Annotated in this window: 10 protein-coding genes; 6 read left to right on the top strand and 4 right to left on the bottom strand. The window is 58.8% G+C overall.

Annotated elements, in window-relative coordinates:
* Positions 1-13 precede the first annotated feature (13 nt).
* Together H1Y01_RS18895 and H1Y01_RS18890 are read left to right on the top strand one after the other, a co-directional pair.
* Complete coding sequence (locus H1Y01_RS18895; protein ID WP_180542335.1) at positions 14-2,131, top strand: accessory Sec system translocase SecA2; 2,118 nt, start codon at positions 14-16, stop codon at positions 2,129-2,131.
* A 147-nt stretch (positions 2,132-2,278) separates the two neighbouring features.
* Complete coding sequence (locus tag H1Y01_RS18890; RefSeq protein WP_180542333.1) at positions 2,279-2,734, top strand: hypothetical protein; 456 nt, start codon at positions 2,279-2,281, stop codon at positions 2,732-2,734.
* Between the two features lie 17 nt (positions 2,735-2,751).
* Here the strand turns inward: H1Y01_RS18890 and H1Y01_RS18885 are convergent, their stop codons facing one another.
* Positions 2,752-4,308, bottom strand: a complete 1,557-nt coding sequence (locus H1Y01_RS18885; protein WP_180542331.1) for an AsmA-like C-terminal region-containing protein — start codon at positions 4,306-4,308, stop codon at positions 2,752-2,754.
* 36 nt (positions 4,309-4,344) lie between these two features.
* On the opposite strand from H1Y01_RS18885, the gene H1Y01_RS18880 reads away from it, so the two are divergent.
* The gene (locus H1Y01_RS18880; protein ID WP_219341695.1) at positions 4,345-4,827 is read left to right on the top strand and encodes a YybH family protein; all 483 of its coding nucleotides are present in this window, start codon (positions 4,345-4,347) and stop codon (positions 4,825-4,827) included.
* Here H1Y01_RS18880 and H1Y01_RS18875 read toward each other — a convergent pair.
* Together H1Y01_RS18875 and H1Y01_RS18870 are read right to left on the bottom strand one after the other, a co-directional pair.
* A complete protein-coding gene (locus H1Y01_RS18875; RefSeq protein ID WP_180542327.1) occupies positions 4,813-7,473 on the bottom strand; it encodes an ABC transporter permease in 2,661 nt (886 codons plus the stop codon). The two genes, H1Y01_RS18880 and H1Y01_RS18875, sit on opposite strands and share 15 nt — an antisense overlap.
* Positions 7,474-7,479: 6 nt before the next feature.
* Positions 7,480-7,824 carry a PadR family transcriptional regulator gene (locus tag H1Y01_RS18870; protein WP_180542325.1) on the bottom strand — a complete coding sequence of 115 codons (345 nt, stop codon included), beginning with the start codon at positions 7,822-7,824 and terminating at the stop codon, positions 7,480-7,482.
* A gap of 103 nt (positions 7,825-7,927) precedes the next feature.
* Between H1Y01_RS18870 and H1Y01_RS18865 the strand changes: the two genes are divergently transcribed.
* Complete coding sequence (locus H1Y01_RS18865; protein WP_180542323.1) at positions 7,928-8,839, top strand: DUF5996 family protein; 912 nt, start codon at positions 7,928-7,930, stop codon at positions 8,837-8,839.
* 197 nt (positions 8,840-9,036) lie between these two features.
* Here the strand turns inward: H1Y01_RS18865 and H1Y01_RS18860 are convergent, their stop codons facing one another.
* The gene (locus tag H1Y01_RS18860; protein WP_180542321.1) at positions 9,037-9,792 is read right to left on the bottom strand and encodes a hypothetical protein; all 756 of its coding nucleotides are present in this window, start codon (positions 9,790-9,792) and stop codon (positions 9,037-9,039) included.
* 96 nt (positions 9,793-9,888) lie between these two features.
* Between H1Y01_RS18860 and lpxB the strand changes: the two genes are divergently transcribed.
* Complete coding sequence (gene lpxB / locus H1Y01_RS18855; RefSeq protein WP_180542318.1) at positions 9,889-11,049, top strand: lipid-A-disaccharide synthase; 1,161 nt, start codon at positions 9,889-9,891, stop codon at positions 11,047-11,049.
* Entirely contained in the window at positions 11,036-13,009 is a 1,974-nt protein-coding gene (locus H1Y01_RS18850) for a M1 family aminopeptidase (protein ID WP_219341694.1), read from the top strand. Before lpxB ends, H1Y01_RS18850 begins: the two co-directional genes overlap by 14 nt.
* The last annotated feature ends 27 nt before the right edge of the window (positions 13,010-13,036 follow it).

The raw sequence follows: 13,036 nt of genomic DNA, 5'->3' as shown, positions 1-13,036 counted from the left end.
GTTTGGGACTTTAGTGCGGCGATTCTTCGATTCACTATTTGCGGGTCCAGCAAAATCCGCGGTCTCTGCGATCAAAAAGCGGCGCGATGAATTAGCGGGCCTCCCGGATCGCGAACTGAAAACCATCGCTACGGAGGCGAAGGAGATCGACGAGGTGATGGCGGTGACCGCAGTGGTTGCATCGCGCTTGCTGGGGCTCGATCTCTTCGATGTTCAAGTGCAGGGCGCGCTCGCTCTGACGGCGGCCCGGATCGCCGAGATGCAGACCGGCGAAGGCAAGACGCTCACCGCGGTGCCCGCCGTCATCTGGTTTGCACGAAACACTTCGAGCAACGAGCCCGGCGTTCACGTGATGACCGTGAACGATTACCTCGCCCGGCGCGACGCGAAATGGATGGGCGGCATCTACGAGTTCTTCGGTCTGTCGGTCGGAGTCATCCAGCAAGGCATGAGCGCAGCCGAGCGCCGCCATGCCTACGCGTGTGACATCACTTACGCGACAGCCAATGAAATCGGCTTCGACTTTCTGCGCGATCAGATGGCGCTGTATCCGGCCGATCAAGTTCACCGGCCGTTCTCGGTTGCGGTGATCGATGAAGCCGACTCCATCTTGATCGATGAAGCGCGCATCCCGCTGGTGATTGCCGGCGGCGATCCGGACTCCGAATCGCTCGCGTGTAAGGCGGACCGCATCACGCGCACGCTGCACCCCCATCATCATTACCGGATCGAAGAATATGGCCGCAACGTCACGCTCACCGACACCGGTATCCATGCCGTCGAAACCGCGCTGGGCTGCGGCAATCTGTTCGACCCGGAGAACTTCGAGAAGCACACCGCCGTACAGGATTCGCTGCACGCGCGGGCGCTGTTGCACCGCGATGTCGATTATGTGGTGAAGAACGGCGCGGTGGAATCCGTCGACGAGTTCAAAGGACGCATCGCGCAGGATCGCCGCTGGCCGGCGGGTCTCCACGCCGCGATTGAAGCTAAAGAAGGACTCGCACCGCAGGCGCAGGGCAGGGTGCTGGGCTCGATCACACTGCAGAACCTGATTGCCCTGTATCCGCGCGTGTGCGGGATGACCGGCACGGCGGCCACGCAAGCGGAAGAACTGCGCGCGCTCTACAACCTCGATGTCGTAGTGATTCCAACCAACCGGCCCATGATCCGCGTGGATCATCCGGATTCGCTGTTCCGCACGAAAGCGGAGAAGGAACAGGCTCTTGTTCGGGAGATCGCGGCAGCACACGCGAGCGGCCGCCCGGTTCTGGTGGGAACGGCCAGCGTGGAAGAATCGGAGCGGCTCAGCAGCCTGCTCGGCGACACCCCGCATGCCGTGCTGAATGCCCGCAATGAGGAGCAGGAAGCGGCGATCATCGCTAACGCGGGACAGCGTAGCGCGGTTACTATCTCGACCAACATGGCGGGGCGCGGCACCGACATCAAGCTCGGCGAGGGTGTCGCGGCGTTGGGCGGCTTATATGTAATCGGCACGAACCGGCATGAGAGCCGCCGCATCGATAATCAGCTCCGCGGTCGCGCGGGGCGTCAGGGCGACCCCGGGAGTTCGCGTTTCTTTGTCTCGCTCGAAGACCCGCTGCTGGTGAAGTATGCCGCCGAGAATGCGAAGGTTGCGCACGATCCGGAGAGTATCCAGCGCTTGGTAGAGGGTCAGAATCTGGACGCGCGCAAGTTCCTGCATAAGTACGAAGGCGTGATTGAAGGGCAGCGCCAAAGGATTGCGCGGCAGCGTCAGGCTATCTTGACCGGAGAAGTCGAGTGTGGGTCGGAGACGGAGCGCCTGGTTGCGCTGACCACGATCGATGATCTTTGGGCCGAGCATCTGGCCGAAGTTACCGAACTTCGTGAAGGTATCCAGTGGACGGCGTGGGGTGGACGCGATCCCTTGCACGAGTACCTCACGGGGGTGGACGTGCTTTTCCAGAACCTGGAAGCCGCGATCCCGGGTGAGATTGCCCGTCGGTTAGAGGAAGCGTTGACTAACGGCATCGATCCGGCGCAGCGGGGCGCGACGTGGACTTATCTCACGACCGACAACCCGTTCGGCAGTTGGAGCGAGCGCATCATGCGGGGATTGAAACGCAAATTTGCGGGGCGAGGGCGATGACGCCGCACCGGCATTGGACCACTCGCTTTCGCTCGGGCTCAGCCTGGGGAACGACGCCAAAGATACCCCGGCTACTATCAATTCCGCCCACATTTCCTTTTGCGTGATAGTCTGAAAACCGTTTACATTCTTCGTTAGAGGTTTACCATGCAAACACGACGCTCTATTGTTGGATCGCTTGCGATCGGTCTGCTTTTTGCGAGCAGCCAGGCGTTCCCGCAAGACAAGAAAGCGGGACCCACCATCCAGGTCCAGCTCAACTATACGGGTTCGGGAACCGTCGACGACAAACATAAGATCTATGTCGCGCTGTGGGATTCGCCCGACTTTATGCAAGGCGGCGGCACGATGCCGGTGTCGCTTCAACCCGCCGATTCAAAGACGGGAACCGTGACGTTCACCGACGTGAAAACCATCCCGGCCTATGTCAGTTGCGTTTTCGATCCTACCGGCAGCTGGGATGCCGCCTCCGGGCCTCCGCCGTCGGGCTCTGCACTCGGGCTTTACAGTAAGACTCCAGGGCAGCCGGAACCTATCAAGGGAACGGCTGGAGAGACGGTCAAAGTTACTCTCGCGTTCGACGACACGGCGAAAATGCCATAGGTTAGGGGGCTGGGTACTCATCGCTTCCGCAAGAGATCGAGGCCGAAGTGCGGCTCCGACCGGGTCCCGCTGATACTCACCGGAATCTCGGCGCCGGCATAAGGTTTCTTGAAGAAAGGCGAGACTATCTTTAGTAAGCCGGACAAGACCGGCGACCGAACCATCTGGGAAAGAGTCGCGTCAGTCAGTATTTTTCCCCGGAAGTCGAACTGTTCCCCGTCCAAAGAATAGACTCCCGTCAGATTGACGCGCGCGCCGGGTAACCTATACCTTAGATCGGCGAAGTGAATCACTCCCCGGTCCATCGAGAATGTTCCCGTCATCTGCGACGGCACAACCTCCGCGCCGGCATGGGCCTCCTCCGGACGGCCCTGGGCGCGCTCGCTGAGCATGTCCACCTTTTCCTGCACCTGGCGGTTGCTGAAGTGCATGTTCCGCAGCGTGAACTCGCCATTGAAGCTTAGTTTTTGAGGAACGCTTTCTTTGCCGGGACTTATCCGCAGCTTAGTTTTCGTGCCTATGATGCCGGTAACAACGGCAGGCCGCGTATTTACCGCGAGGTCCAGGAAATCCTCCAGGTGAGCGGCGGGAACATCGAGATCCACGTCGATTAAGTGCCCCTCTCCTTTAATGTTGATAACTGCTCCGCTCGTTGTGAAGCTCGAATTACGCAGCTTTGCGTTTACCGGTTGTAAGTAGGTGTCTCCGGTAGTGCCGTCGACGATCGCATGAAACTGCGTATGAAGAGGCATCGGATGGTGCGCCGTATCGAGTGAGAAATCGGGCGTCTCCGTCGTTCCATCGACCTCAATTCTGTTGAGTTGACCTTTGAAGTTACCGGTCGAGGAAAGCAACCCGCCAATGCCTTTGATCGTATTCAGTTCGGCGTGCCCGAAGGTATAGGTTCCGGTTATCGACGAATCGCCGGGATCGTTCGTATTCCAAGGCCCGAAAGTGCCGCGAGCTTGGATATCGCCGCGGGGGATCGCGTTGACGAGCGTCGCATCGTATTGCCAGGGCGCGTTCGGGCCGACATCGCGGAGTGTGATCCGTCTCAACTCGAAGTCCTTCGGATCCTTCTTGGGGTTAACGGTATCGATGATCAACCGCGAGTTCGTGCAAACAATCTCATCGACCACAACCGATATGGCGCCTCTATGTTTCTCGCCGCCATTCGCGGGCTTTTCGCGCTCCTGCCGGGGAGGAATATGGATCTCGAGGGCATTAACGGTAACCGTACCCACATGCAGGGGCCGCACGAATAAACCGAACACCCCTGAACGAAAGGTGAAGTGCTCGATAGCTATCAGAGGACGGGTGGCACCAGCAGCGACAACGTCGTCGGTAGGATAGATCCTCAGACCGTCGCCGGCGACCTCGAGACCCCGCAACACGGAAACGTTCAGCCCATCCAACTCCACACGGCTGTTGAATCGCGCGCTCAGCGTTTGGGTTATCCGGCTCTTCAAAATCGGCCCGGCGCGATGGATGACCAATGTTCCGATCGCGGCGAGCGCGATGACAATGACGGCCGCGAAGATACCTATCGCAATCCAGATCCGTCGTCTCTCCATTTCCGATTAAAAGAATACAGTACGAGCGTATTCTGGATGAAGTCCATGCGCACCAAAAGCCAGTTGCGTCTCCGCGGCCTGCTTCTCCTCGTCGTATCGATTGCTGGGCTTGCCGGTCCGGTGCGGGCGCAGCCGAACGACATTCAAAACCTTGAGGATTCCTGGCGGCGGTACCTCCACGACAAGCAATTAGAGAAAGCGATGGACTTATACACCGACGATGCGATTTTCTTTGAGCCGGATGGCAAGCGCGCGACGGGTAAGGCTGAAATCCGGACGCTGTTCCGCACGGTAATGAAGACCTTCAACAGCGACATTCATTTCAAGAGCGCCGCGGCAGATGTTTCGGGGAAACTTGCATATGACAGCGGCGATTTCGAAGAAGTACTTACCACGAGAGCTACCGGCGCGAAGATCAATTCCCGCGGCAGCTATCTAATGGTTCTAAAGCGTCAGCCGGATGGTAAGTGGAAGATTGCCCAACACATGTGGACTCAAGCGGTTTCAGTTAGTCCGTAGAGCCACGATGGGATCGATGCGTGAGGCCCGCCGCGCTGGAATGTATCCTGCACACAGGGCCACAACGCCCAGCAGCAGGATCATCGCGATGAACGTAGCTGGATCGGTAGGCGCTGTCGCGAATAACAGCGAACGAATTAGCTTGACGACGCCAAAGGAAGCTACGGTTCCGGCGGCAATCCCGGCCAGCGATAGTCCCAGAGTTCTTCCAATCACTCCCATCTGTACGCGCCCCTGACTTGCGCCCAACGCCATCCGGATCCCGATCTCCTGCGTCTGACGGGTCACCGAGTACGAGATTACTCCGTAAATCCCGAGCGACGCCAATATCAGACCCAACGCCGCGAATAAGCTCACCAGCAGGACAAAGAAACGCCGCGGGGAGATCGCGTGATCGACTATCTGCTGGATAGGGCGAAACTGTTCCGCGGGTTGCCCCGGGTTCATTGACCGCAGAGTCGCCATGACGCTCGAACGCAAAGTATCGGGCGGAAGCTGCGTACGGATCACCAGGTCCGCGCCCTCCGGACTTGCCTGCGTCACTGGTAAGTACATCTGAGGACTGGACGCTTCTTCTACGCTGCTCTGGCGAACGTCCGAGAGTATACCGATCACGCGTCGATCGTTGCCATTGATAATCGCCAACCTTCCGAGCGCATCCTTCCCCGGCCAGTGGAAGCGCGCCGCCGCCTGATTGATCACGACGACTCCCTCGTCTTTCGCGGCTTTATTGTCGTCTTTAAGCGGCGCGTCGCTCCAGCTGAAGTCGCGTCCTTCTTGCAAACGCATGCCCATGGCGCGGAAGTAGCCTGGAGTAACAACATACACAAGGATGCCGTTCAGTTCGCCGGGACGGTAAACTCTTCCTTTAGCCTGAAGGTCCCAACTGCGATTTCGATCGAGCGGAAGCATGTCCGCGATCCCGGCCGCCTCGACCCCCGGTAGATTACTTACTCGATCTAGAATCTCATGCAAGATAGCCCCGCGTTTGCCCGCATTCCCGCCGTCGTCGAAATCCACTTTTAGAGCGGCGGCATGGCTTGGCTCGAACCCCAGGTCGACATCGAGCAATCGCAGAAAACTGCGCAGCAGCAAACCGGCGCCGATCAAAAGCACACAGGCCAGAGCGACCTCGGAGATAACCAGAGCGCCGCGAAGTCCCTCATGCTTCCTGCCCTGGCTCATCCCCGCGCCGCTATCCTTCAGCGACTCTTGTAAGTTGCCGCTGGTTACCTTGAACGCCGGGACCAGACCGCAGATTAGAGCTGCGGAAACTGCAATCAGGACGGTCCAGGCAAGCGCGGTTCCGTCCACCTTGATACTACTGAGCAGCGGTAGCGCAAGCGATCCCTGGTGGGCCAGATACAAGGTAGCGCCGAAAGCCATGCAGACGCCCAGCGCCGCGCCGGCGAAGCACAGGATCAGGCATTCGGTCAGAAGCTGGCGGATAATCCGGCTGCGGCCGGCGCCCAGCGCGCTCCGCATTGCGAATTCTTTCGTCCGCGCGGCGGAACGCGCTAGCAGTAAGTTGGAAAGATTAACGCAGACGATCAGCAGGATCAATCCTACGGCGCACCAGAGTACGATCAGCGACCGGCGAAGCTTGCCACTTACAAAATCCGCGAGCGTCGTGATCTTAGGCGAATAGTCCTCATACCAATCCGGGTGCGCTTTCAGGAATCGCGGAAACAGAATGTTCGATTCCGCCTGTGCCTGAGCTACCGTGACTCCCGGTTTCAGGCGCCCAACAACGGCGAAGGTATTCCCCCAGGTCTTCCAGAAGTCCATGACGGCGGGAACATAGAGATCGACTTTTAACCCCGGCGAGAATACGGAACCGAAATCGAAGGATTCCGGCAGGACTCCGATGACGGTTACCGCCTGGTTATTTATCGCGATCGTCTGACCGACAATAGACGGACTCGCGGCGAACTGGCGCTTCCAATACGGATAACTCAGCAGCGCCACAGGCCGGCCGCCTTTCTCGCACTCGACGCGCGAGAAATTTCGCCCGACCACCGGCTGTACTCCTAACATGGGGAAGAAGTTCTCCGCCACCTCTATCCCGAAAACAGACTGAGGTTCGCCTCGGCCAGTCAACTTATAAGACATCGAATTGAAAAACGTCTGATAACCCGTCAGTTCCTCGAACGACTTGTTATAGCGCTGAAACTCCTGGTACGCGGCGACTGTGAACGTAACTGAGGAAAGATCGCCCTTGCCATGGTTCGCGGAAAGCCAGGCAAGCCGTGGCGGATCTTTAAACGGCAAAGGCCGGAGCAGGATCGTGTTTACAACGCTGAAGACCGTTACGTTTGCGCCGATCCCCAATCCGAGAATCAGGATGGCGACTGCCGTGAAAACGCGATCCTTTCGCAGCGTGCGCAACGCATAACGCGCATCCTGTACCAAGACGTCAAGGGCAGGAATGCCGCGCGCATCGCGATGTTGCTCCTTCGACTGCTCCAGTCCGCCGAGACGCACCAGAGCCCGGCGGCGAGCCTCCTCCGGCGTCATGCCGCGACGGACATTTTCTTCAATCGCGAAGCTCAGGTGCGCGGCCATTTCCGCGTCCAAATCCTGATCGAGCGGCTCTTTATGGAAGAACGCGCGGATCCGATTCAATGTCTGCCGAAGCGACTTCATTTTCACTTACCCCCTTCTTGACATCGCCATCACTCGCCCCATCACATTCGAGAGCCGTTCCCAATGGGCCGCGTCTTTCGCCAATTGCTTGCGGCCATTCTTCGTGATGGAGTAGAACTTCGCCTTGCGGTTGTTGTCGGATATTCCCCACTCGGCCGCGATCCAGCCGCGTTGTTGCAGCCGCACGAGCGACGCGTAGATGGTTCCCTGGTTCAGCAGGATCTGATCGCCGCTGACCTGTTCAATCCGCCGGGCGATGCCGTATCCGTGCAGCGAACCCAGGGCGGCCAGCGTTTGCAGCACCATCAGATCGAGCGTTCCTTGCAATAAGTCGAGCCTCGATTGCGCCATTCCGTTCTCCTGTAACCATCCCACATAAGCGTACAACATCTTGATGTGGCGGCGCCACAGGAACGCCGAATAAATTTACACTTCGACTAGCATGTGAAGTGAAATGACGCTTTCCAAATCGAAATCCGAACCCGGCAACTGGCCTGAATTGAAGTGGACGGACTGGCAGCGAACCGCTGAAACCCTCCACATGTGGACTCAGATTGTCGGCAAGACGCGCCTTGCGCTCAGCCCGCTGCAGGCGCATTGGTGGAACGTGCCGTTATACGTCAGCGCCCGCGGCTTGAGTACTTCCGCGATGCCTTACGAGGGCGAGTTCCTCGAAATCGAATTCGACTTCGTAAGTCACGACTTGCGCTTCCGGCTCAGCTCGGGCGCCGTTATGTCCACGCCTCTACGTCCGCAATCGGTAGCAGATTTCTTCACCGAATACCGGCGCAGCCTAAGCGCGCTGGGAGTATCGGTTCATCTTTATCCCGTGCCGGTCGAACTCAAGGCTCCGATCCCATTTGCCGAGGACCATGAACACTCCTCCTATGATCCGGAAGCCGCCCATCGCTTCTGGCGGGTTCTTATGAGCGCGGACCGCGTCTTCCAGGAATTCTCGTCGCGGTTCATTGGAAAGATCAGTCCTGTCCATTTCTTCTGGGGTAGTTTCGACCTCGCGGTAACCCGTTTTTCCGGACGTCGCGCACCGCCCAAAGAAGGGGCAGACCGGGTTATGCGTGAAGCTTACTCCCACGAAGTAATCAGCGCGGGCTTCTGGCCGGGAAACGGCGGCTTCGGCGAAGCGGCGTTCTATTGCTATGCGGCACCTGTGCCCCCGGGCATGGAATCTGAACGAATCCAGCCGCCCTCGGCTGCTTACAACCCGGAGCTTGGCGAGTACATACTAAAGTACGACGATCTTCGCGCCGAGCAGTCGCCGGATGACGCGCTCATGAGCTTCCTTCAGAGTACCTATGAGGCCGGGGCTAAGCTCGCTAAGTGGGACCGCGCTTCACTGGAGCGTTAGTCGGAAGCGCAACGCAATCGGTTCCCTATCAGGTGCCCTGACCTTCCACGAGAATTGCGGCTGCTGAGATTGTCGACGGGTAGTACCTACTGTACCCGGTAGTAACCGCTCCGTCACCGTCGCGGCTCTGCAACGTATTGTGTGTACAGAGCCGCGCACGTTCGTGAGCGGTGTTTTTCGGGATAACTCCCAAGCTCCTATCTTCGCGATAAATGTTCCGGCAGCACCGGCCGCCCATTCGGCGGCGGAAACATTTCGTACAAAGCCTCCAACCTTTTCCGCAACCACCGGCTCGGCACCTGACGCGGACCCGTCTCCACATCGATATCGCAACAGATCCCATGCATATACAGCGTCATCGTATCCGCAAACGATTGCGTCGCGTACTCGCGGAACAGCTTCGACTTCACATTGGGTCCGCTGCCGTTGCCCTTCGTCGAAGGAAGACCCTGTTTCAACTGCCAGCTTTCTTCGTTCACCTCGCCGTGAACATGTTCCTTCGATTCAGCCGCTAACAAGGCCGCATACTTATCGATAGTCGCGATTTCCAGTTTACGGCTAAGCAGATGCGCGATCGTACTGAAGAAGACCTGATGATACTCTGACGGGTCCTCGCCTTTAACGCCCAGACAGATCAATGTCGCGCCGTCGGTCAGATAGGCCGACCGCAGACGGTTCTGCAAGACAGGTTCGCGGAAGCTAACTGCCGCGCCCGCCCCGTTGCGCGCCAGATAGGGAACCAGCACCAGACGCACCGGCGCAATCCGTGCCCAAACACTTGGCGGGACCGCCCCCGCCGGCTCATGAAGAAACTCCTTCATGTCATCGTCCACCGAGGGCGGCTGTATATAGTAGGAGACTCCCTCGCTCAAGGGAGTCATCGCCCCTTCGAGCAATTTGGGCAACCGATCGACTGGCGTAAGATCGTCCTCAGGAATGCGGGGACTCGGCATTATGGTGTGTAAGTGATTGTAACAAAAAGGCCTCAGCGCGCCGTATGTTAACCTGAAAGTTAGTTCTACCTTTCGCGCAAGGTGAGCCGATTCGCCGTGCTAAAAGTACTCATCTCAGCTGGCGAAGCTTCGGGCGATTCCTATGCCGCCTTACTCGTGGACCGGCTTCGGGAACAGAATCCTGAACTGGATTTCTTCGGCTGCGCCGGTCCGCATCTTCGCCGCTCGGGCGTCCGCGCCACCATCCGTTCGGAATCGCTCGCCGTCGTCGGGATTTTCGAAGTCATCGGCCACCTGCCGCGCATCTGGCGCGAATACCGGAAACTGCTCGCGGCGGTCGATCGCGAGCGCCCCGATCTCGCGATCCTGACCGACTCGCCTGACTTTCATCTGCGCGTCGCGCGCCATCTGCATCGCGCCGGTATCCCGGTTGTCTACCTGGTCGCTCCGCAGGTTTGGGCGTGGCGCAAAGACCGGCTTCCGTTGATGCGCCGCGTGTTGACGCGCCTGCTCTGCATCTTCCCGTTCGAAGAGAGATTCTTCAATGACAACGGCGTTCCAGCGGTTTACATCGGCCACCCGCTTACCCGCCGGATTAAGCCATCCACCACGCGCGCCGCGTTTTTCGAGGCGAATCGAATCCCACCGAATACGCCCGTAATCGCCCTGCTGCCCGGAAGCAGGCGCGGCGAAGCGCGTCGGCACCTGCCGGCTCTGCTGGACGCCGCCGAACGCCTCACCCGCGACTACGGCGCGGTGTTCGTCCTGCCCGCCTCCGCCACAACCGGCGCGGAATTTTTCAACGGCCTCATTTTTGGGGAACGAAAAACGGCAGCGTCCATCCAAGTATTGGAAGGACAGGCTTGGGACGCGCTCGCTTATTCCGATCTCGCTCTCGCCGCCAGCGGCACCGTTACGGTCGAGGCCGCTCTGCTGGGAGCCCCGATGGTAACCTTCTATCGGGTTACCTGGGGCAGCTGGATCGTCGGTAAGCTGCTTGTCCGCGTGCCGTTCTATTGCATGGTCAACTTGATCGCCGGGCGCAAGATTGTGCCGGAACTAATGCAAGGAGAGATGACGGGCGAACGCATCGCCGCCGAGGCTGGACGCCTGCTGAGCGATCCGCTGCGCCGCGAAGAGATGCGCCGCGATTTGGCCGAGGTGCGAGCCGCCCTCAGTGGTTCGGAAGATCCCATCAGCCGCGCCGCTGAAGAAATCTGGAAGCTTGAAGGAGAACGTGCCAGTGCCGAGGCGTAACCCATCGACGAGTCTTACCGCTGTAATCGCGCTTGCCGCCGGGCTTGCCGCCCTTCTGCCGCTGCCCTCTTACGCGCAGGAGCGCAAACCGCAGATCGACGCCAAGCACTACGTAATCAACGCGGAAATTAACCCTGAAACCCAGTCGATTAAAGCGCAGGTCACCGTGGACTACACGCCGGTGGGCGACTCCATTAACGTCGCCGCGTTCGAACTGAACAACGCGCTGACGATCTCGAAAGTGACCGACGAGCACGGCCGCGCGATGCAACCCAGCCGCACGCAGAACGACTTCACGGTGCGCGTTCCCGTGGACGCGCAGGCGCCCGGCAGCAAGCACGCGCTCACGTTCGAATATGACGGCCGCCTCAGCGGTCAGGAAGATTCGCCCGTCTTCGGCCTCAAGTTCGCCGCGATCCATCCAGACTACGCGTACCTGATGTATCCGGCGCGCTGGTTCCCCGTCGTCGGCTATACGACTGACCGCTTTTCGGCTGACATGAACATCCGGGTTCCCGCCGGTTTCAACGTGATCGCCAGCGGCGCCGGAGCCGGTTCCGACGGCCTGTTTACTTACCACTTCACTAAGGAGTCTTTCCCGGGCTCAATAGCGGTGGTCAAAGAAGCTCCGGTCAAGAACAGTTCGGAAGGTATCCGCACCGATCTCTACTTTCGCGGGCCCGAGCACGACGTGGCCAACTCCTATGGCGACGAGATCGGTAAGATGATCAATTACTTCAGCGGTCTCTATGGCCAGGTCGCGTACGGCAACCTCACCGTGATCGAAACGGAAGAAGGCTCGCCGAACGGTTACTCCGCGCCTGGGCTAATGTTCTTAAGTCCTCGCGGCATAGGTAAGGAAGTAAACTCTCGCCTTCTGGCCAATCAGGTTGCGCGGCAATGGTGGGGTGTTGCGATTTCACCTACTAACCGCAATCACCTCTGGCTCACTAACGGATTAGCCGTCTACTCTGAGGCGCTCTGGACCGAGCACGAAAAGGGCGCCGCCGGCGCCGAAGGTCTGATGAAAGAGACTTCCACCGAGGCGCTCACGGTCGATAACGTGCCGCTGATCCAGTCCGCCCGCATGGAGGATTACTCGCCGGAGTTCTGGGCGCTCACCGGCGATAAAGGCGCGGCAGTTTACCAGATGCTGCGCACCGTTCTAACCGACGAGACCTTCTATAAGACGTTGAAGGCGTTCCTTGAAGCCTTCTACTGGCGCTCGGTGGATACCGCCGATCTGCGCCAGACCGCTGAAAAGGTCTCCAATCAGGATCTGAAATGGTTCTTCATCGAGTGGATCGAATCGAGCGGCGCGCCCGATTTCAAGCTTGAATACACTGTCTTCCGCACGCAGAAAGGCTTCCGCGTCGTCGGTAAGATCTCGCAGGATCTGGATACTTTCCGCATGCCGGTCGACCTCCGGATCGAGACCGAAGGTAACCCGGAAGATAAGTTGATCGAAGTATCCGGAACCTCCTCGGAGTTCTCGGTCGATACCTTCGGTAAACCCAAGACCGTTACGATCGACCCCGGCCAGAAGCTGCTGAAACTAAGTCCCGACGTACGAGTTGCGGTTGCGATTCGCCGCGGCGAGCAGTTTGCCGAGATCAGCGAGTTTACCGACGCGCTCAAAGAGTATCAGAAGGCGCTAGAAACCAAGACGCATAACTCGCTCGCGCATTATCGCGTGGCGGAAGTTTACTTTTTGCAGAACAATTTCCAATCGGCCGCGAACGAGTTCCGCGAAGCGTTGAATGGCGATCTGGAGCCGAAGTGGGTGGAAGTGTGGGCGCATATCAGTCTTGGCAAGATCTTCGACATCACCGGCCAGCGCGACCGTGCGGTGAATGAGTATGAGCAGGCGCGGCGCACGCACGACAATACGCAAGGCGCGCAGGATGAGGTGGGGAAGTATCTGCGGAAGCCTTACGAGAGGAAGCATTCGGAAGTATAGATCCCTTTGCTCCTTCAACAGGAGTAA

The organism is Nevskia soli (assembly GCF_903970205.1).
GTDB lineage: Bacteria > Acidobacteriota > Terriglobia > Bryobacterales > Bryobacteraceae > Bog-113.
Note: the sequence above shows the minus strand (reverse complement) of the source record. Positions and strands in the feature narration are given on the sequence as shown.